This is a genomic window from Stenotrophomonas sp. YJH_SMC_12-1 (assembly GCF_059370935.1).
Window position 1 is genome coordinate 161,862 of record NZ_JCAFUD010000003.1, and the last position, 18,622, is coordinate 180,483.

17 protein-coding genes and 1 riboswitch are annotated in these 18,622 nt (G+C 68.5%); of the genes, 6 read left to right on the forward strand and 11 right to left on the reverse strand.

The genetic code is table 11. The features are described 5' to 3' along the window. The first annotated feature begins 56 nt into the window (after positions 1 to 56). The gene (gene gph, locus AC5P8Y_RS06950; RefSeq protein ID WP_111109128.1) at positions 57 to 719 is read left to right on the forward strand and encodes a phosphoglycolate phosphatase; all 663 of its coding nucleotides are present in this window, start codon (positions 57 to 59) and stop codon (positions 717 to 719) included. A 108-nt stretch (positions 720 to 827) separates the two neighbouring features. Here gph and btuB read toward each other — a convergent pair whose 3' ends face one another. Then, positions 828 to 2,669, reverse strand: coding sequence for a TonB-dependent vitamin B12 receptor (btuB, locus tag AC5P8Y_RS06955; RefSeq protein WP_049402687.1), 1,842 nt, complete (start codon positions 2,667 to 2,669; stop codon positions 828 to 830). 115 nt (positions 2,670 to 2,784) lie between these two features. Continuing rightward, a riboswitch (cobalamin riboswitch) is annotated at positions 2,785 to 3,007 on the reverse strand. 143 nt (positions 3,008 to 3,150) lie between these two features. On the opposite strand from btuB, the gene AC5P8Y_RS06960 reads away from it, so the two are divergent. Next, positions 3,151 to 3,729, forward strand: coding sequence for a histidine phosphatase family protein (locus tag AC5P8Y_RS06960; protein ID WP_049402688.1), 579 nt, complete (start codon positions 3,151 to 3,153; stop codon positions 3,727 to 3,729). Between the two features lie 91 nt (positions 3,730 to 3,820). On the opposite strand, the gene AC5P8Y_RS06965 is transcribed toward AC5P8Y_RS06960, so the two are convergent. Beyond that, positions 3,821 to 4,183: a TfoX/Sxy family protein gene (locus tag AC5P8Y_RS06965; protein WP_005407939.1), complete on the reverse strand. Its 363-nt coding sequence runs from the start codon at positions 4,181 to 4,183 to the stop codon at positions 3,821 to 3,823. Beyond that, positions 4,180 to 4,662 (reverse strand): GAF domain-containing protein, encoded by a 483-nt coding sequence (locus AC5P8Y_RS06970; protein ID WP_005407940.1) that lies wholly within the window; start codon positions 4,660 to 4,662, stop codon positions 4,180 to 4,182. Before AC5P8Y_RS06970 ends, AC5P8Y_RS06965 begins: the two co-directional genes overlap by 4 nt. Positions 4,663 to 4,730: 68 nt before the next feature. On the opposite strand from AC5P8Y_RS06970, the gene bioD reads away from it, so the two are divergent. After that, on the forward strand, positions 4,731 to 5,414 hold the full coding sequence (bioD, locus tag AC5P8Y_RS06975) for a dethiobiotin synthase (RefSeq protein WP_495201872.1): 684 nt from the start codon (positions 4,731 to 4,733) through the stop codon (positions 5,412 to 5,414). A 75-nt stretch (positions 5,415 to 5,489) separates the two neighbouring features. Here the strand turns inward: bioD and AC5P8Y_RS06980 are convergent, their stop codons facing one another. The 4 genes from AC5P8Y_RS06980 to msrB all read right to left on the reverse strand — a co-directional run bounded on the left by AC5P8Y_RS06980 (position 5,490) and on the right by msrB (position 10,293). Then, positions 5,490 to 6,938: an aminotransferase-like domain-containing protein gene (locus AC5P8Y_RS06980; RefSeq protein WP_495201873.1), complete on the reverse strand. Its 1,449-nt coding sequence runs from the start codon at positions 6,936 to 6,938 to the stop codon at positions 5,490 to 5,492. 255 nt (positions 6,939 to 7,193) lie between these two features. After that, positions 7,194 to 7,931, reverse strand: coding sequence for a peptide-methionine (S)-S-oxide reductase MsrA (msrA, locus tag AC5P8Y_RS06985; RefSeq protein ID WP_495201874.1), 738 nt, complete (start codon positions 7,929 to 7,931; stop codon positions 7,194 to 7,196). 14 nt (positions 7,932 to 7,945) lie between these two features. Further along, on the reverse strand, positions 7,946 to 9,715 hold the full coding sequence (locus AC5P8Y_RS06990) for a cytochrome c biogenesis protein DipZ (RefSeq protein WP_495201875.1): 1,770 nt from the start codon (positions 9,713 to 9,715) through the stop codon (positions 7,946 to 7,948). Between the two features lie 2 nt (positions 9,716 to 9,717). Then, a complete protein-coding gene (msrB, locus tag AC5P8Y_RS06995) occupies positions 9,718 to 10,293 on the reverse strand; it encodes a peptide-methionine (R)-S-oxide reductase MsrB (protein WP_005407946.1) in 576 nt (191 codons plus the stop codon). A gap of 144 nt (positions 10,294 to 10,437) precedes the next feature. Between msrB and AC5P8Y_RS07000 the strand changes: the two genes are divergently transcribed. After that, complete coding sequence (locus AC5P8Y_RS07000; RefSeq protein ID WP_049402693.1) at positions 10,438 to 11,157, forward strand: response regulator transcription factor; 720 nt, start codon at positions 10,438 to 10,440, stop codon at positions 11,155 to 11,157. Continuing rightward, complete coding sequence (locus tag AC5P8Y_RS07005) at positions 11,154 to 12,623, forward strand: sensor histidine kinase (protein ID WP_049402694.1); 1,470 nt, start codon at positions 11,154 to 11,156, stop codon at positions 12,621 to 12,623. The genes AC5P8Y_RS07000 and AC5P8Y_RS07005 overlap by 4 nt, the downstream gene beginning before the upstream one ends. Here the strand turns inward: AC5P8Y_RS07005 and AC5P8Y_RS07010 are convergent. Continuing rightward, positions 12,620 to 13,966 carry an ATP-binding protein gene (locus AC5P8Y_RS07010; protein ID WP_495201876.1) on the reverse strand — a complete coding sequence of 449 codons (1,347 nt, stop codon included), beginning with the start codon at positions 13,964 to 13,966 and terminating at the stop codon, positions 12,620 to 12,622. The genes AC5P8Y_RS07005 and AC5P8Y_RS07010 overlap by 4 nt on opposite strands. Next, positions 13,963 to 14,652: a winged helix-turn-helix domain-containing protein gene (locus AC5P8Y_RS07015; RefSeq protein WP_005407950.1), complete on the reverse strand. Its 690-nt coding sequence runs from the start codon at positions 14,650 to 14,652 to the stop codon at positions 13,963 to 13,965. The genes AC5P8Y_RS07010 and AC5P8Y_RS07015 overlap by 4 nt, the downstream gene beginning before the upstream one ends. A gap of 350 nt (positions 14,653 to 15,002) precedes the next feature. Here AC5P8Y_RS07015 and asnB point away from each other — a divergent pair, with 350 nt between their 5' ends. After that, positions 15,003 to 16,904 (forward strand): asparagine synthase (glutamine-hydrolyzing), encoded by a 1,902-nt coding sequence (gene asnB, locus AC5P8Y_RS07020; protein WP_088436423.1) that lies wholly within the window; start codon positions 15,003 to 15,005, stop codon positions 16,902 to 16,904. Between the two features lie 768 nt (positions 16,905 to 17,672). On the opposite strand, the gene AC5P8Y_RS07025 is transcribed toward asnB, so the two are convergent. Together AC5P8Y_RS07025 and queD are read right to left on the reverse strand one after the other, a co-directional pair. Beyond that, positions 17,673 to 18,020: a phasin family protein gene (locus AC5P8Y_RS07025; protein ID WP_033835413.1), complete on the reverse strand. Its 348-nt coding sequence runs from the start codon at positions 18,018 to 18,020 to the stop codon at positions 17,673 to 17,675. Positions 18,021 to 18,136: 116 nt separating this feature from the next. Continuing rightward, the gene (gene queD / locus AC5P8Y_RS07030; RefSeq protein ID WP_033835414.1) at positions 18,137 to 18,499 is read right to left on the reverse strand and encodes a 6-carboxytetrahydropterin synthase QueD; all 363 of its coding nucleotides are present in this window, start codon (positions 18,497 to 18,499) and stop codon (positions 18,137 to 18,139) included. Between the last annotated feature and the right edge of the window lie 123 nt (positions 18,500 to 18,622).

Genomic DNA, 18,622 nt, shown 5'->3' on the forward strand with positions numbered 1-18,622 from the left:
GTGCAAAAACCAGCGGCGTACAATGGACGGCCCCACGTCGCACAGGTGCCGTTCCCTTGTCGTATCCCTATCCGCTGGTCGTGTTCGACCTCGATGGCACGCTGGTCGACAGCGCTGCCGATATTGCCGAAGCACTGAACCGCACGCTGGAAGACATCGGCCTGGCGCGCGTGCCGGAAGCCACGGTTCTGGGCTGGATCGGCGACGGTGTGCGTCGTCTGGTCGAACAGGCGGTGCAGGCCGCCGGCAGCGAGGTGGACCTGGCGGAGGTGATGCCGGTGTTCATGGTGCACTACCGTGAGTGCCTGCTGCGCAGCCCGCGACTGTTCGACGGCGTGGGCGAAGCGCTGGCGCAACTGCGTGCGCGCAACGTGCCGCTGGCGATCTGCACCAACAAGCCCGAAGCACTGGTGCCGCCGCTGCTGCAGCACCTGGGTATCGATGATGCATTCGCGCTGGTACTGGGGGGGGATTCGCTGCCGCAGCGCAAGCCCAGTGGCGAGCCACTGCGGCACATCGCCGCGCACTTCGGGCTGCCGGTGGAGTCCTGCCTGATGGTGGGTGATTCGTTGACCGACTACCGCGCCGCCGAAGAGGCCGGCATGCCGATCGCGCTGGTGCGCTACGGCTATCCGCGCGGCCTGGACCTGGCCACCGCGCATGCGGTGGCGGTGATCGACGACCTGCGTGAACTGCCGGGGTTGGCCGCCGGCCGATAAGCCGGCCAACGCAATGGGTAGTGCCGGCCGCTGGCCGGCAACCCGGGATGCGTTGCCGAAGGTCATGATGTTGCCGGCCAGTGGCCGGCACTACCATGAACGTTGCGCTCACTTCGGCTGGTAACGCACGCTCAACTGGTACTCGCGGCCGGGCTGGTTGAACCATGCCACCGTTTCGTAGCGACGGTCGAAGACGTTGGCGGCACGTGCCAGCAGCGACCACGATGGCGTCAGTGCGTATTCGGCGCGAACATCCAGCGTACCGTAGCCGCCCACCTTCACCGCATTCGAGGCATCGTCGTAGCGCTTGCCGGCACCCTGCACGGTCAGGCCTGCGCGGAAATCGCCGAAGCGACGGTCGATGTCCAGGCGCGCGGTCTGCTGCGCGCGGCGTGGCAGCCAGTTGTCGAACTGGGTGCTGCCGCCGGTGCGGTTGCGCGGGTCGGTGTAGCTCAGCTGCGCGTTGATGTCGAAGCCGGCCAGCAGCACGCCACCGGTCAGTTCGGCACCGCGGATGCGGGCCTTCTCCACCTGCTGCATCTTGAAGGTTGCCGCATCGTAGGTGATCAGGTCATCGATGCGGGTTTCATACACGTCCAGGCCCCAGTGCCAGCCCTGGCCCTGCTGCGAAACGCCGAGGTTGGCGCTCTTGGACTTCTCCGGCTTCAACGTCGGCACGCCGCTCCACGGGTCGTACAGATCGCTGAAGGTCGGTGCCTTGAACGCCGTGCCATAGCTGGCGTTGAGGCGCAGGCCGTGGCCCAGCTCCATCGCCCAGCCAACGCTGCCGGTGGCGTGGTTGCCGAACTGCTGGTTGTCGTCGTTGCGTGCGCTGGCCTGCAGCTGGTGGCGGCCGAAGCGGCCCTGGTACTGCACGAATACGCCGGTGTTGCGGCGGCTGTCGACCAGGTAACCCGCGCTGCTGCCATCCAGGTTGTCTTCGCTCCAGTCCACGCCTGCGCTCAGCAGCTGGCCCTCGGCCACGCCGAAATCGCCCTGCAGGGAGGCGCTGTCGCGGTGGGTCTGTGCGCTGCCACGTGCACCGAAGTCGCCGAAGTTGTCCGACTCGTTGTCACTGCGCCCGACGTTTGCGGTGAATGCCAGGCGCTCGGAAGGGGTGTAGCGCACCTTGCCGGCCAGCACCTGCTGGCGGGTTTCCGAATAGTTGTAGTAACCGTCGTAATGGTTCTTGCCGTCGGCGCGCAGGGCGCTGCCTTCCACGTTCCACTGGTCGTTGAAGGTGTAGCCACCGCGCAGGCTCTTGGACAGGTTGCGGTAACCGTCGCGGTCGGGCTCGTCGGCGAAGCAGCCGGTGAACAGCGTGGCCGAGCCGCGGCAGGCATCGATGCCGTCGGAATGCTGGTAGGCGATGTCGGCACCGAACCAGCCGCGTTCGGTACCGCCGCCAATGCCACCGCTGGCTTCACGCAGGCCGTTGCTGCCACCGCCAAGCTGGAAGTGCGGGGCGAAATCGCCCTGGTTGCGGCGGGTGAAGATCTGGATCACGCCACCGATGGCGTCGGCGCCGTACAAGCTCGACTGCGGGCCGCGCACGATTTCCACGCGCTCGATCTGCGCCAGCGGCAGGTCCTGGTACATGGCCAGGCCGAGGTCGGCGCTGTTGATGCGCACGCCGTCCACCAGCACCACGGTGTGGCCCGAGTTGGTGCCGCGCAGGAACAGCGAGCTCTGCTTGCCGAGGCCGCCGGCATTGGTCAGGTTGATGCCGGCGCGGCCGCGCAGCAGCTCTTGCAGCGAGGTGGCCTGGCTGGATTCGATCTGCGCGCGGTCGATCACCTGCGCCGGCGCGATACTGTCCTGCAGGGCGATCGGGGTGCGGGTGGCGGTGACCAGGATCTGGTCGAGCGCAGTGGTGTCATCGGCGGCCTGGGCCAGCGCGGGCAGGGTGGCCAGCACGGCCAGGGACAGCATTCGGGACTGCAGCTTCATGGGGGACTCCAGGTGCCACGCACGCCCGCGTGGCGAAGGGGAGGAGCCGCGAAGGCAGGCGTGCGCCGATGCCGCAGCGCACGCCACGGTCATCCAGCGCCATGCCCACCGCATCGCGACCTGAGGCTTCCGGGCCGGTCTCCGGGCTTGCCGCCGGGTGGCGCGAGGCCACCGTCCAGGCGCCTTCCCATGCCTGCGGCACAGTGGCGGTGTTGCCTGGAACTGACGTGCTTACCGTTGCGGGGGCAGCGCCGGCCTGGCGTGGAATCACGCGTCACCGGCTTCCCGTTTCAACCTGCCGGCCATGGCCGCAGGTCACCTGGAAGTGGGCGCAGTCTACGGCATCGCAGGCCGTCCCGTTGCGTCGCGCCTGCGCGACTGCCTTTGCTGTGCCTTTAGAATGGTTGCTCGATCCCGTGGTGCCGTTGCCGATGTCCGCCCGTTTTCCGCTGTACCTGCGTCGCCCGTCCGGGACGCCCGCATGATCCTCGACCTGGTCCGCCATGCCGGCAATGGCCGTGACGAGTTCCTTGATGGCCGCAGCGACCCACCGCAGCTGGCCGGGCTGCCGCAGGAGCTGGTCGAGGCCTATGCCGGGCAACGCTGGGAGCGGGTGATCAGTTCACCGCGGTTGCGCGCGCTGCATACGGCGATGGCCTTGGCCACGCCGCGTGGGCTGGACGTGGAAGCGGACGAGGAATGGGAAGAGCTGGACTTCGGCGATTGGGACGGGCGGTCGCTGTTCGACTTGCCGGAGGATGCACTGGCGGCCTTCCATGCCGACCCGCACGCGTTCCCGCCGCCCAATGGCGAGAGCTGGGGCCACTTCGAGCGGCGCATCGCGCGCGCGCTGGATTGCCTGCTCGATGATGACGATCCGGTGCCGACGCTGGTGGTCAGCCATGGCGGCCCGTTGCGCATGGTGCTGTCGCAGGTCTGCGGCCTGCCCATGTCGCTGTGCTGGGCGCTGCGTATCGACCACGGCACGCGCCTGCGGGTGTGGCTGGAGCGCGGCGAGATCGGGCTGGTGGGTGAGCTGCTGGAGCTGCAGCAGCCCTGAGCGCACTCGCCGGGCATGGCCCGGCGCTACCGATCCCGCATCACACTGGTAGTGCCGGCCGCTGGCCGGCATCCCCAGGAACGCGGAGGCCTCAATCCTCGTCCGCGCCCTCGGCCACGCTGTCCTCAGCGTCATCGTCGGCATCGAAGCGCTGCTCATGCACTGGGCCCGACGCCGGGCCGGCTGCCTTCAGCGGATGCGCAGCGATGCGTGCTTCGTAATCCTGCACCAGTGCTTCACGCTGTGGCTCGCTCAGCTCCTGCCAATGGCAGTCCAGCAACGCGCCTTCCAGCGAGTACAGCAGGTTCAGGCTGGGCTTGAAGCCGGCGCGCTTGACCTTGACGAAGGCGCCGACGGCTCCGATCGCGACCAGGTCGTCGCGGCTGCGCAGGCCGACCTGGCGCAGCCACGCCGCACTTTTCGGGCCGATGTTGCGCAGCTTCGGTGCGCTCATCCCAGCGCCTCGACGAACACGCGGGCGATGGCTTCCAGGCCAGCCTGGTCGTCGGCATCGAAGCGGCCGACCTTCGGGCTGTCGATGTCGAACACGCCGATCAGTTCATCGCCGCGCAGCAGCGGCACCACCAGTTCCGAGCGCGAGGCCGAATCGCAGGCGATGTGGCCGGGGAAGGCGTCGACGTCCTCTACGCGCTGGGTCACGCGCTGGCTGGCGGCGGCACCGCACACGCCCTTGTCCAGCGGGATGCGCACGCAGGCCGGCAGGCCCTGGAACGGGCCAACCACCAGTTCCTTGCCGTCGTACAGGTAGAAGCCCACCCAGTTCAGGTCGGGCAGGGCGTGGTAGACCAGGGCCGAGAGGTTGGCCGCGTTGGCGATGCGGTCGGACTCGGCGTAGACCAGGCCACGGGCCTGTTCCAGCAGCTGGGCGTATTGTTCCGGCTTGCTGCCGGTGAGCGAGGCATTGGCGAACATGCCAGCAGTCTAGCAAGCGTGCCGGGCCGGCGATAATGCACGCTCTGTTGCCCCGTTGGAGCCCGTCGATGCCGTTGCCCGCCACGCTGCCGCCCGCCCTGTTCGTCACCGGCACCGATACCGAGATCGGCAAGACCGCGGCCAGCACCGCGCTGCTGCACGCACTGCGCCGGCGCGGCCTGCGCGCGGTGGGCATGAAGCCGGTGGCCAGCGGCAGCGAAGACCTGGGCCAGGGCCTGCGCAACGAAGACGCATTGGCGCTGCAGGCGGCCAGCTGGCCGGTACCGGACTATGCCGATCTGAACCCGTATGCGTTGCGCCAGCCGCTGGCACCGGAGCTGGCCGCTGCCGAGGACGGCGTGCAGGTGGAGCTGGCACCGATCATGGCAGCGTTCGAGCGGCTGCGCGCGCAGGCCGATGTCGTGGTGGTGGAGGGGGTTGGCGGTTGGCTGGCACCGGTCTCGGCCACGCTCGACCAGCTCGACCTGGTGCGCGCATTGCGGTTGCCGGTGTTGCTGGTGGTGGGCATGCGGCTGGGCTGCGTCAACCACGCGCGACTGACCGCGCAGTCGTTGCAGGCCGAAGGGGTGGAGTGCCTGGGCTGGATCGGCAACCACATCGACCCGGCGATGCAGCGCCAGGATGAGAACATCGCAACGCTGCAGCAGCGCCTGCCGATGCCGTGCTGGGGGCGGCTGCCACATCTGCCGGGAGCGGATGGCCAGATCCTGAGCACGCATCTGCTCGATTGACCTAGGGTAGTGCCGGCCGCTGGCCGGCAACCTCGATGTATCCACCTGCGTGCAGTTGCCGGCCAGCGGCCGGCACTACCGTGCTGCGGCCGCCAGCTCCCGCGCGATCGCGCCCAGCCGCTCCACCGCGCCGATGAAGCGTGCATCCAGCGTCTGGCAGCACGACAGCCGCAGGCAATGGCGATACCGCGCGCCGCGTGAATACACCTGGCCGGGCATGAACACGATGTCCTCCTGCAGTGCACGCTCGAACAGCTCGCGCGTGTCCACGCCGGGCAGTTCCAGCCACAGCAGGAAGCCACCCTGCGGTTCGGTGGCGCGGGTGCCGGCCGGGAAGTGTTCGGCCACCAGCTGGCGCAGCCGTCCGACCTGTTCGCGGTACAGGCGGCGCATGCGATGCAGGTGGTGCTCGTAGCTGCCCGCTTCCAGATAGGCCGCCACCGCGTCCCCCAGCAGCTGCGGCTCGCCGCCGGTGGACTGGAATTTCAGCAGCGCGATGCGCTCGGCGAAGCGGCCGCCATCGAGCCAGCCGATGCGGTAATCCGGCGCCAGCGTCTTGGAAAAGCCGCCGACCACCATCACCCAGCCATCGCGATCGAAGGCTTTCAGCAACGGCGCCGGCGGTTCGCAGAACTGCAGCTCGGCATACACCGCATCTTCGATCAGCGGCAGCTGGCGTGCATTGACCAGTTCGGTCAGGCGTTGCTTGGCGGCGGTCGGCATGGTGCAGCCGAGCGGGTTGTGCACGGTCGGCATCACCACCAGTGCGGCCAGCGGCGTGTGCTCCAGCAGCGCATCCAGCGCATCCACATCCAGGCCGAGCTGCGGGTGGGTGGGCAGTTCGATGGCCTGCAGGCCGAGGTTGGCCAGCAACGGGTAGAGGTTGAAGTAGGACGGCGCCTCGATGCCGACCGCATCACCGGGCTGGGTGACTGCACGCAGCGCCAGCTGCAGGCCTTCCATCGCACCGTGGGTCAGCAGCAGGCGTTCGCTGTGGGTATGCAGGCCCATGCGCGGGCCGCGGCGCACGATCTGCGCCAGCAGCCGTGGCGAGCCGTTGGGGCGTGCGTAGGTCTCCACGGTCTGCTGGCCATGGCGCAGTACCTGCGCCGTGTGCTTGGCCAGCTGCGCGCCGGGGTAGAACTGGCGACCGCGCGGGCCGGCAAAGGCCAGGTCGATCACGCCGGGGCGGCGCTGTGCTTCCAGCACGCGGGCCATCAGTACCTGCTGCAGCGGCGCGGTGGGCGCAGACGGTGTGTCGCGCAGCGAACGTTCCGGCACCGACAGCCGCGGCGCGACCTCGAAGCCGGCCTTGGGCCGGGGAATGACCAGACCAGCGTCTTCCAGCTGGCGGTAGGCGGCGATCACCGTGTTCAGGCTGAGCCGGCGCTGCAGGGCCATCTGCCGCAGCGAGGGCAGGCGGCTGCCTACCGGAAGGCGTCCGCCGTGGATGGCCTCGGCCAGTTCGTCGGACAGCCGTTGGTAGCGGGGGGGGATCATTGCGCTCTGATCATCTGTATCCATCGAGTTTCCCGCCATCTGGTGCTGTACCCATGATGACGGCGAGCCTAGCATGTCGTTGTCGGCCGGGCCTGATCGGGGCACGGCCGGTACTTTCCAAGCGCACGGCTGGATGGCCGTGCGTCTTTTTTTGGTAGTGCCGGCCGCTGGCCGGCAATCCCTGGAACCGCAAGAGCCGGCCAGCGGCCGGCACTACCCGGGGCGTTACCGCATCGGCAGGAGCCGCACCGAGCGCCAGCCGGCCCCACGGAAATGCCGTCAGCGCATCGGCACCAGCGCTGCATCGCGCCGGTACAACGCCGGGAACTGCCTGCCCAGCGCGGCCAGCTTTGGCGCGTCGTAGTAGCGGATGTAGGCGGCCTGCGGGTAGTTGGTCATGTAGTTCTGGTGGTAGCTCTCGGCCGGGTAGAAGCGCTGGCCGCTGACCAGCTGGGTGACGATCGGTGCGCGGTAGCTGCCGGCCTGGCGGAGCTGGGCGATGTAGGCGCGGCTGGCTGCCTGCTGGCGGGCGTCATCAGTGAAGATCGCCGACCGGTACTGGCTGCCGTGGTCGGGCCCCTGGCGGTTGAGCTGGGTCGGGTCGTGCACCACCGAGAAGAACACCTGCATCAACTGCCCATAGCTGACCTGGCGTGGGTCGTAGTCGACCTTCACCGCTTCGGCATGACCGGTCTGACCGCTGCTGACCCGTTCATAGCGGGCATTGGCAGCGCTGCCACCGATGTAGCCGGACACCGCATTACTCACGCCTTTGACATGCTGGAACACGCCCTGCACGCCCCAGAAGCAACCGCCGGCAAACACCACGCTGGCGTGGGTGGCGTCATCGCGGAACGCAGCGTCGCCCGTGGGTACAGGGAGTGCCTGGGTCTGCGCGCTGGCTTCGACCGGTGCCGCGATGGCGCCGTGGTCAACCAGCAGCACACCGGCGATCAATGCCGTGGCCACCAGTCCGGCAACGCCAGCGGCAATGCCCTGCTCAAAGGAGAATTTCATCGTGTCCTCCCGGTTCAACCGAAGGTGAAGGCATAGGCCTGCACGCCCGCATCGAGGAATTCGATCTCGAAGCGGTGCGGCCTGACCGTGCCGCGTTGGCGCACCAGCTGGTAGAGGCGGTGCTCGTCGACCACGCCGCTGCCATCGGCGCCGACATCAGTGCCGGCATCGGTGGCGGGCAATGGCTTGCCATCCAGCAGGACGCGGAAGCGCACCGGCTTTCCTTCCTGGCCCGGTGCCAGCACCAGGTGCAGGTCGCGCGCATGGAACTGGAAGGCGATGCGGCCACCGGCCTGCTGCAGCTGCGCAGCCTCGTCGGTAACGGTCCAGCGTCCGGACAGGCCCCACTGGTTCAACGCCAGGGTGGCCGGCAATGTGTAGTCGAACGCGGCGTCGCTGCGCTGCCCACCGGGCGAGGCGAACTGCTCGGCACGGGCGTGGCCCAGATAGGTTTCCGGCGAGCGCAGATTGCCCATGTCGGCCTGCGCAGCCACGCCCTTCAGATCGGCGGCGGCCGGATCGGCCGGCGCCGGCAGGTTCGTCTGGCCGGCCTCGGTCAGCAAGCGACGGATCACCTGTTCCGAGCGCGCATAGTTGCCCTCGCCGAACTGGTGGCCGCGGATGTTGCCCTGCGCATCGACGAAGTACTGCGCCGGCCAGTAGCGGTTGTTGAACGCGCGCCAGATCGTGTACTGGTTGTCCAGCGCCACCGGGTACTCGACCTTCAGCTGCTGCACCGCCTTCATCACGTTGCGCGGGTCACGCTCGAAGGCGAATTCCGGGGTGTGCACGCCGATCACCACCAGGCCGTGGTCGCGATAACGGCGCTCCCATTCGTGCACGAACGGCATCGCGCGCAGGCAGTTGATGCACGAGTACGTCCAGAAATCGACCAGCACCACCTTGCCGCGCAGCTGCTGGGCCGTCAGCGGCGGGCTGTTGAGCCAGCCGGTGGCACCGTCCAGCGCGGGCAGGGTGCCTTCCACCGGCAGCGGTGCATCGGCAGCGGCGTTGGCACCGGCCATCATCATCATCGGCGGAGCCGCCGGCTGCGCGCCGGGTACCGCATCCAGCAGGCCCTGCTCGATGTGCGCGGTGCTGACCGTGGACAGGCGGGTCAGCAGGCCGGTATCCCAGCCCAGGCCGATCGCCACCACCGCCAGCAGTGCGGTCACGCCCAGTACCTTGCGCAGCACATCGCCGAGGCCGAGCCGCGCCTGCAGCGCGCGGAACACGCGGCCACCTACCCATACCGCCAGCGCCAGTGCGGTAATCGCGCCCAGTGCGTAGGCCAGCAGCAGCGTGCTGGTGCCGGCGCTGGCCCCGTGCAGCGCGGCACCGGTCAGCACCAGGCCGAGGATCGGCCCGGCGCAGGGCGCCCACAGCAGGCCGGTGGCGATGCCGATCAGCAGCGAGGTCCACGCACCGCCCCGCCCCGCTGCGTCGGCCGCATCGGCACGCGCGCTCAAGCGGGCACCCACGCGCTGGAACGGCGCCAGCAGGTGGTCGGCCAGTCGTGGCCACAGCAATGCCAGCGCGAACAGCGCCATCAGCAGCAGGGCGATCCAGCGTCCGACCTGGTTGGCCTGTGCCACCCATTGGCTGCCCACCGCAGCCAGGCTGGCGACCACGGTGAAGGTGAGTGCCATGCCCAGCAGCAGCGGCAGCGTGCTGCGCAGGAAGGGGCGGTCGGCACGCGCGAACACGAACGGCAGCACCGGCAGGATGCAGGGACTGAGCAGGGTCAGCGCGCCCCCCAGGTAGGCAAGCAGCAACAGCAGCATCGTCAGGCTCCGGAAGCAGGGGAAGAACCGACCGGCACCCGCCAGCCATCGGCGGTACCGCCCTCAGCGGCACCGGGAACGAACACCATCGCTGCGCCGTTCATGCAGTAGCGAAGTCCGGTTGGGCGAGGCCCGTCGTTGAACACATGACCGAGGTGGCCACCGCAGCGGCGGCAGTGCACCTCCACCCGCAGCATGCCGAAGGTGACGTCGCGGTCTTCGCCGATGGCGTTGTGCAGTGGCGCCCAGAAGCTGGGCCAGCCGGTGCCGCTCTCGAACTTGGTGGAGGAGGAGAACAGCGGCAGCGCACAGCCGGCGCAGGCAAACGTGCCCTGCCGGTGTTCTTTGTTGAGCGGGCTGCTGTACGGGCGCTCGGTCGCCTGCTGGCGCAGCACTGCGTACTGCGCCGGGGTCAGGCGCTGGCGCCAGTCGGCATCGCTGCGCATGACCTCGAACTGTCGCGACGGGCGCGCTTCAGCGGCGGCCGGGGCGGCACGGCTGCAGGCCCCCAGGCCGAGCAGGCCGGCGGCGGTGGCAACACCGCCCAGGCCCAGCAGATGGCGTCGGGTAAGGGACATGGCGGACTCCGGGAAGGGGCGACGGGGCCATGCTGCGCCCGCCCGGGTCAACGAATCCTCACGCAGGATTCAATTTTTCGTGAGGTATCGGCGTCCATCCCGCGCCACAATGCAGCCAGCCTCCCCACTGGCCCCGAGCTGCCGATGTCCACCAAACGCGTGCTGATCGTTGAAGACGATGCCCACATCGCCGACCTGCTGCGCATGCATCTGGGCGATGAGGGCTACGACGTCGCCCATGCCGCCAGCGGCGATGCCGGCCTGCGCCTGCTCGAGCAGGAAGGGCCATGGGATGCGCTGGTGCTGGACGTGATGCTGCCCGGCGTGGACGGCCTGCAGGTGTGCCAGCGTGCACGCGCGATGGCGCGCTATGTGCCGATCATCATCATCAGTGCGCGTGGCAGCGAAACGCAGCGCATCGTCGGCCTGGAACTGGGTGCGGATGATTACCTGGCCAAGCCCTTCTCGATGCCGGAACTGGTGGCCCGTGTGCGTGCGCTGCTGCGCCGGGCCGAGGCGATGGCGCAGAGCGCGCGCATCGATGCCGGCGCGATCGAGCTGGGCGGTCTGCAGCTGGACCCGGTCGCGCGTACTGCCTCGGTGGATGGCAACGCACTGGAGCTGACCCCGCGCGAGTTCGACCTGCTGCTGTTCTTCGCCCGTCATCCGGACCAGGTGTTCGCGCGCATGGAACTGCTCAACCAGGTCTGGGGCTACCAGCACGATGGCTACGAGCACACGGTCAACACCCACATCAATCGCCTGCGCAGCAAGATCGAGCGGGACCCGGCCAATCCACGGCGGCTGCTGACGGTGTGGGGCCGTGGCTACAAGCTGGTCGATCCTGCCGGGGCGGCGGCATGATCAAGCCGAACCTGTGGCAGAAGCTGGCGGCGGTGATCGCTGCGCTGATGCTGATGTGCTGCATGGCGTTGCTGGCGCTGCAGATGCGCGCCAACACCCGCCACGAGCAGGAAGTGGTGCAGCGGTTGTCGCTGGGCCTGGCCGAGCACATTGCCCAGCGCAGCGAACTGATGGACACCAGCGGCATGCGTGATGCCGCCGTGCGCGCGCTGTTCGGCCAGCTGATGGCGGTCAACCCCAGCGTCGAGGTCTACCTGCTGGACGACCAGGGCCGCATCCTCGGCCACGATGCGCCAACAGGCCATCTGGTGCGCAACCGGGTGGACGTGGCACCACTGCGCCGGCTGCTGGCCGGTGCACCGTTGCCGATCCTGGGCGATGACCCGCGCAGCACGGACGGCCGCAAGGTGTTCAGTGCCGCGCCGCTGATCGTGCAGGGTCGCCAGGCCGGTTATGTGTACGTGGTGCTGGTCGGCGAACACCGTCAGATGCTGTCCGACGACCTTGCCGCCGGCAGCCAGTGGAACACCACGCTGTGGTCGGTGATGCTGGTCGGCAGCCTGGGCCTGCTGGCCGGGCTGGTGGCCTTCTACTGGGTGACGCGCCCGCTGCGGCGGCTGACCCGGCGCATCCAGGCCTTCGACATCGACGCACCCACGCCGTTGCCGCCGCCGGAGCCGTTGCGCGCCGGTGAGCGCGACGAGCTGGTGATCCTCGAGCACGCACACGCGCAGATGGCGCAGCGGCTGGGCGAGCAGTGGCAGCAGCTGCGCCAGCAGGACCTGCAGCGCCGCGAGCTGGTCGCCAACATCTCGCACGACCTGCGCACGCCGTTGTCGTCGCTGCACGGCTATCTGGAAACGCTGGCGCTGAAGGACGCCACGCTGTCGCCGGACGAGCGCCGCCGCTACCTCGGTATCGCGCTGGCGCAGAGCGCCAAGGTTGGCCGGCTTGCGCGTGCGCTGTTCGAGCTGGCGCGGCTGGAACATGGCGAAGTGCGCCTGGAGTGGGAAGTGTTCGCATTGCCGGAGCTGCTGCAGGACGTGCTGCAGAAATTCGAGCTGGCGGCGCAGGCTCGCAACCAGTACCTGCACGCGGACTTCCCACCCGGCCTGCCGCTGGTGCGCGCCGATCTGGGCCTGGTCGAGCGGGTGCTGACCAACCTGCTCGACAACGCGCTGCGGCATGCGCCCGACGGTGGGCGGATCGAGGTGTGCCTGCGCGCGACGCCGGACAGCGTGGAGGTCAGCGTGGCCGATGATGGACCTGGTGTTGCCCCTGCACTGCGCACGCAGCTGTTCCAGGCACCGGCCGCGCTGGGCGCGCGACGTGGAGAGAACGGCGGGTTGGGCCTGCTGATCGTGCAGCGCATCGTGCAGTTGCACGGCCGCCGCATCGAACTGCGTGACAGCGAGCGCGGCGCGTTGTTCGCGTTTGCGTTGCCGCGTGCGGAACCAGCGGCCTAGCAGGCCGCATCGCACTCGACGGCAGCGCCGCTTTCCAGCGGCAGGTGCAGTCGGATGCAGGCACCACCCAGCTCCGAATCGGTTACTTCGACCAGGCCGCCATGCTTGTCGGCCACCACCTGCACCAGCGCCAGTCCGAGGCCGAAACCGGGGCTGCCCGGATCCAGCCGCACATAGGGTTGCAGCACCTGGCCGCGCAGTTCGGGTGCGATGCCGGGGCCATCGTCCTCCACCTGCAGGCACAGCCAGCCGTCGTTGACCGTGCTGGCGATACGGATCTGCCGCCGCGCATAGCGCAGGGCATTGCCGAGCAGGTTGCGCAGTGCCAGTTCCAGCATGTGCCGGTTGACGTTGACCAGGCCCGCCGGCGACAGCACCTGCTGTACCGGCATCGGCAGCGGTGCGAACTGGGCCACCACGCCACGTACCAGTGCCGCCAGCTGCAGGCGCTGGCGGGTCAGCTGATGGCAGCGGCCGAGCGCGGCGTACTCGACGCCGGCATCGGTGAGGTGCTGCAGCCGATCGACATCAGTGCGCAGGCCGCCCAAGGCATCACGCTGGATCTCGTCCAGCGCGGTGTCCTCCAGGTCGGCCAGGCCGAAACGCATCCGCGCCAGCGGCGTGCGGACTTCGTGCGCCACTGCCTGCGCCAGCACGCGCTGGCTTTCCAGCAGCTGCTGCAGCTGCTCGGCCATGTGATTGAAGGCATTGGCCAGCGGCCGCACCAGCGCAGTGCCGGCGCGCGGCGCGCGGGTATCCAGCTGGCCGTCGCGCATCTGCCGGGCGGCCTGGGCCAGCTGCGAGACGTCGCGCCACAGGCGGTAGACCATCACGTACATCGGCAGCGCCACGGCCACCATCAGGATCAGCAGCAGGATCGCCACGCCTGACACTTCGCTGTCCTGCCAGCCCTCGTCAGGCAGCGCTTCGTCCAACGGCCCCAGCATCACCGCGTAGTCGCTGTCGCCGATCCGCTGCAGGCTGCGCATGTGCTCCAGGTCGATCTGCACCCGGCCGTTGCTGAAGGGGGGGCGCTGGCTGGCCGGCAGCGCCTTCATCGCCTCTGCCAACGGCACCATGCGCAGGGCATAGGCGAAGTCGGCGTCCAGTTCGCGCGCCAGCGTCGGCCACTGCTCGCGCGGGGTTTCGGCGAAGCGGTGCTGCAGCAGGGCATGGGTACCGCGCATCTCGGCCAGCAGTCCGGCTTCGGTGCGGTCTTCCAGCAGCGCATCCCAGGCCCACAGGCCCAGCACGATCAGTAGCAGGTGGGCGACCAGGAAGGCGATGCCGTAGCGCAGGAAGTGGAAGGCGTGGCCGCGCATCGCCGAGGGCGTGCGCTTCATCCCCATGCCGAGCGGCTGAACAGGTAGCCGCGGCCCCGCACGGTCTTGATCCGCTCCGGTTGTTCAGGGTTGTCGCCCAGCTTGCGGCGCAGGCGCGAGATGCGTGCATCGATCGAACGGTCCAGGCCGTCGAAGGCGATCCCGCGCAGGCCGCGCAGCAGCGCATCGCGGTCCAGGATCTGGCCGGCATTGCTGGCCAGCAGGAACAGCAGGTCGAACTCGGCAGTGGTGAGCTCCAGCAGCGCGCCCTGCAGGTGCACGTTGCGGGTGGACGGGTCGATGCTCAGCTCGCCGAAGCGGAGGCTGCCGTCGCGTGGTTCGACCCGGCGGTGACGGCGCAGGTGGGCGCGCAGGCGGGCCAGCAGCACCCGTGGTTCGATCGGCTTGCCGATGTAATCATCGGCGCCCAGTTCCAGTCCCAGCACCTGGTCGATGTTGTCGGTGCGGGCGGTCAGCACGCAGATGATGCCGTCATAGTGGGGGCGGATCTGCCGACACACTTCGAAACCATCCTGGTCGGGCAGGCCGACATCGAGCAGGACCAGGGCGGGCTTGTCGGCCAGGATCCGGGCCACCGCACGCTCACCGCTGCGCTCGTGGGCCACCTGGTAGCCATGCCGCTGCAGATAGTCGCTGACCATCGTACCCAGGCGGGCATCGTCTTCGACCAGTACGATATCCAGCATTTTCAAGGCCTCCGTGGACGCACACGTACCGCCACGGCACGAGCGCGGCGATGCTATCCCAGCCTTCGGGCCGCCCGGGTCCCGGGGGCGGGCGCCATTCAGCCGGGGTTGCTGGCGCACGGGCCGGGCCTCAGGCCTGGCAACAACTTGGCGTCCAGCATAGCCTGATGCTGTTACAAAACGTTACCTTCGTGATACGCACGGTGACCATCGCTGACAGCAAAGCGACTGACGCAGGGCCGGGGGCGGGCCGAGCATGGAGTCTCCTCCGCTCCGCGTGTCGCTCCCATGTCGCCCGCCGCCGCCTGCCTGCTGAACCCGTCCCGCCGCTGCCGCTGCGGAGGTGCCCGATGAGCGGCGTGGTCGGGGCCTGGCTGCCGCCCGCCGAGGACGAACACCTGCTGCAGCAGCTGGCGCCAATGCTGCGCGCCCTGCAGCAGCGCGGCCGGGGCCGCATCGGCTACTGGACCGACGCCGAGGCCGGCCTGGCGCTGGGCCACTGCCGGGCGCCAACCGATACGCCGTTGCAGCCCCTGAGTTCGGACTGTGGCCGTTACGTGCTGTGCCTGGATGGCCGGTTGTACAACCGGGCCGACCTGCAGTCGCAGCTGCGCGATCTGCCACGCAGCTGCAGCGATGCGCGGCTGCTGCTGCAGGCGATCATCGAATGGGGCGTGGAACGGGCGCTTTCCCGCATCGAGGGCGCGTTCGGTTTCAGCGTATGGGATCGCGAGTCGCGCGAACTGTGGCTGGCCCGCGACCCGGTTGGCGAGCGGCCGCTGTACTACGGCTGGTACCAGGGCCGGTTCCTGTTCGCCTCGGAAATGAAGGCACTCCAGGCCTTTGCCGGTTTCGCCCCGAGCATCGACCAGGATGCGCTGAGCCTGCTGCTGCGCCATGACTACGTGCCGGCACCGCACACCATCTACCGCGGCATCCACAAGCTGGTGGCAGGCGCGATGCTGCGCATCGATCTGAATGACCATGCGGCTGGCGGCTCCAGCCAGGCCGCACAGGGTGGTTCACGCTACTGGTGCGCACGCGATGCGATGCAGAGCGCACTGCAGGAACCGCTGCAGCCGGCGCCGAGCCTCGAGCAGGCGACCGACCAGCTGGAAGCTGTGCTGCAGAAGGCCATCGCCGCACGCATGCATTCGCCGCTGGCCTGCGGCGCGTTCCTGTCCGGCGGCACCGATTCCTCGCTGGTGACGGCGATGATGCAGGCACAGTCGACGCTTCCGATCGAAGCGTGGACGGTTGGCTTCGACGATCCCGGCCATGACGAGAGCGATTGGGCCTCGCAGGTCGCACGGCATCTGGGCGTGCAACACCACCTGCACCGGATGGACGCGCGACAAGGCCTGGATCTGCTGCAGCGGCTGCCGCAGGTCTGGTGCGAACCGTTCGCCGATGCCTCGCAGCTGCCGACCCTGCTGGCCAGTGAACTGCTGGGCGCGCGCAAGCCGGTGGCCCTCACCGGCGACGGTGGCGATGAACTGTTCTTCGGCCACCCCAGCTATGGCCGCGCGCTGCGCAATGCGCGCCTGTGCGGTGGCCTGCCGGACTGGGTGCGTGATCTGGCGCGGCGCAGTGGCAACCGCATGAATGTCGAGCGCGGCCGCCTGGGCGGCTGGCGCGCACTGGTGGCGGAAGTCGCCGCCAACGACGTGGAAGGTCACTACCTGCAGCGCGTGACGCGCTGGCGGCAGCCGGCGCAGGTGGTGCTGGGTGCACGCGAGCCGATGACGATCTTCCAGCAGCAGGACACGGCGCTGCCGGCCGAGGCCCGCATCCAGCTGCTGGATTTCCGCATGGATCTGGCGGAGGGCATCCTCGCCAAGGTTGATCGCGCGGGCATGGCGGCGGGCGTGGAGACGCGCGCGCCGCTGCTGGACATGGAGGTGGTGCGGTTGGCCTGGCGCCTGCCGCAGCACCTGAAGTACCACGATGGGGAGCACAAGCGGATCCTCAAGCATCTGCTGGCACGCTATCTGCCGGAGCCGCTGGTGTATCGCCCCAAGCGCGGCTTCGGACCGCCGATGGCGCGCTGGTTGGCGGGCCCGCTGCGCGACTGGGCGGAGGCGTTGCTGGACCCGCAGCTGCTGCGCAACCAGGGCTGCTTCGATGCGGCACGCGTGCGCGGCATCTGGGAAGCGTTCCTGCGGGGTGAGCGCAAGTGGCACACGCACCTGTGGAACGTGCTGATGTTCCAGGCGTGGCACCAGCACTGGCACGTCAATCGCGGGCGTTGAAGTTGCTTCGCGGTGTGTTCTGCGCGGGGCAGGGCGTAGGCCCTTGCGTACGAATGTCCTCCGGCGCCGGCCGTTGGCCGTCACCTCCCCCTTTACTTCGTACGCAAGGGCCTACGCCCTGCGTTCGGAGTTCGTCGACGCCTCGTTGAAAGGCGCCGCGAGCGCTGCGCTTTTCCTTTCCTGCCGCAAGCCGAGCCTCGTCGGGGCGGGCAGGGGGTTGGGCAAAGTAAAGGAGGAGGGGACGGCCAACGGCCGGCGCCGGGGGACATTTGCCCAGGCCCATGCCTGTCTCGGCGGGGCCCGTCAGTTCGCGGGGAATCGGGACGAAGACACGCGTGTGGCGGATTCATTCTGCGTGGCGCCGGGCGGATGCCCTTGCGTACGAATGTCCTCCGGCGCCGGCCGTTGGCCGTCACCTCCTCCTTTACTTCGTACGCAAGGGCATCCGCCCGGCGTTCGGAGTTTGTCGGCGCTTCCTTGAAAGGCGGCCGCGCGTGCTGCGCTTTCCTCACCGCACACCGAGCCTCGTCGGGGCGGGCAGGGGTTTGGGCAAAGTAAAGGAGGAGGTGACGGCCAACGGCCGGCGCCGGGGGACATTTGCCCAGGCCCCTGCCTGCCCCGACGGGGCCCTTCAGCTCGCAGAGACGTCGGGCGAAGACGCACTTCGGTATCCAAACGCCAGGCAAAAAAAAGACCCGGCAGAGGGAGGGATCTGCCGGGTCCGGATTGCGTGGGGGGAGGGACCCACGCAATGAGCGTTGCGTCGCGTCAGTGGTTGCTCGCGTCCGCCGTTGATTCGTTGTAGCCCTGCACCAGTTCGGACCAGGCCTTGCCGGCCTGCAGGCCGAGACCGACCACGTCCTGATGGGCCTGCCCCAGCCGCTGCAGGTTGTCCTGCCACAGCTGTGCGCCCTTGTTGAGCATCCCGGCCGTGTCGTCACTACGGGCCAGTTCACCCAACCAGCCGCCGGTCGCGGTCAGGTTGCGCTCCATCGCCTTCAGCTGCACGCCGAACATGCTTTCCGCGTTCTCCAACGCCAACCGGTTCGCGCGGGTTGCTGCGGCGGCGAGCTGGCGGGTTGCATCACTGAAGCGATCGCTGAAGGCGGCGGCCATGGGGCATCAGGGAGTGGCTTGATGCATTGCAGCATACGCTCTTGATGCCGCATTGCAACAAAAATAACAAAGGCGCCTAGGGTGCCTTTGAAAAACCTTTCAGATCAATGGGTTGATCAGGCCATCGGGCCCCGGTAGCGGCAGCCGGAGGTGCAGGTTTCGTGCACGGTGATCTCGCTCAGCGCCGGCAGGCTGGGCTTGAGTTCGTTCCAGATCCACACCGCCAGGTTCTCGCTGGTCGGGTTCTCCAGGCCGGGGATGTCATTGAGGTAGTGATGGTCCAGGCGGTCGTATATCGGCTGGAAGGCCGCCTTCACGTCGCCGAAGTCCATGATCCAGCCGGTCTGCGCCCCCGGCTCGCCCTCGACCTTCAGTTCCACCCGGAACGAGTGGCCATGCAGGCGCGCGCACTTGTGCCCCGGCGGCACGTTGGGGAGGCGGTGCGCCGCCTCGAGCATGAAGACTTTGAAGATTTCCATGGCGCGATTGTACGCCGCAGGTGGCCGGCCATCCTGAGCGGATGTTGGGCTTTCGTGAAGTAACTCTTTCCATCCGGATGAAGAGATGATAGCTTTTCTTGTATCCGTATGAAGAGATGTTAT

Excerpts from the sequence above, each read along its gene's own strand:
- msrB (WP_005407946.1), bottom strand. The coding sequence starts at position 10,293 with ATGTCCCTTACCCGACGCCATCTGCTGGGCCTGGGCGGTGTTGCCACC.
- AC5P8Y_RS06990 (WP_495201875.1), bottom strand. The coding sequence starts at position 9,715 with ATGCTGCTGTTGCTGCTTGCCTACCTGGGGGGCGCGCTGACCCTGCTC.
- AC5P8Y_RS06980 (WP_495201873.1), bottom strand. The coding sequence starts at position 6,938 with ATGGATACAGATGATCAGAGCGCAATGATCCCCCCCCGCTACCAACGG.
- AC5P8Y_RS07025 (WP_033835413.1), bottom strand. The coding sequence starts at position 18,020 with ATGGCCGCCGCCTTCAGCGATCGCTTCAGTGATGCAACCCGCCAGCTC.
- AC5P8Y_RS07015 (WP_005407950.1), bottom strand. The coding sequence starts at position 14,652 with ATGCTGGATATCGTACTGGTCGAAGACGATGCCCGCCTGGGTACGATG.
- AC5P8Y_RS07000 (WP_049402693.1), top strand. The coding sequence starts at position 10,438 with ATGTCCACCAAACGCGTGCTGATCGTTGAAGACGATGCCCACATCGCC.
- AC5P8Y_RS07010 (WP_495201876.1), bottom strand. The coding sequence starts at position 13,966 with ATGAAGCGCACGCCCTCGGCGATGCGCGGCCACGCCTTCCACTTCCTG.
- AC5P8Y_RS06965 (WP_005407939.1), bottom strand. The coding sequence starts at position 4,183 with ATGAGCGCACCGAAGCTGCGCAACATCGGCCCGAAAAGTGCGGCGTGG.
- AC5P8Y_RS06970 (WP_005407940.1), bottom strand. The coding sequence starts at position 4,662 with ATGTTCGCCAATGCCTCGCTCACCGGCAGCAAGCCGGAACAATACGCC.
- AC5P8Y_RS06960 (WP_049402688.1), top strand. The coding sequence starts at position 3,151 with ATGATCCTCGACCTGGTCCGCCATGCCGGCAATGGCCGTGACGAGTTC.
- btuB (WP_049402687.1), bottom strand. The coding sequence starts at position 2,669 with ATGAAGCTGCAGTCCCGAATGCTGTCCCTGGCCGTGCTGGCCACCCTG.
- asnB (WP_088436423.1), top strand. The coding sequence starts at position 15,003 with ATGAGCGGCGTGGTCGGGGCCTGGCTGCCGCCCGCCGAGGACGAACAC.
- bioD (WP_495201872.1), top strand. The coding sequence starts at position 4,731 with ATGCCGTTGCCCGCCACGCTGCCGCCCGCCCTGTTCGTCACCGGCACC.
- queD (WP_033835414.1), bottom strand. The coding sequence starts at position 18,499 with ATGGAAATCTTCAAAGTCTTCATGCTCGAGGCGGCGCACCGCCTCCCC.
- msrA (WP_495201874.1), bottom strand. The coding sequence starts at position 7,931 with ATGAAATTCTCCTTTGAGCAGGGCATTGCCGCTGGCGTTGCCGGACTG.
- AC5P8Y_RS07005 (WP_049402694.1), top strand. The coding sequence starts at position 11,154 with ATGATCAAGCCGAACCTGTGGCAGAAGCTGGCGGCGGTGATCGCTGCG.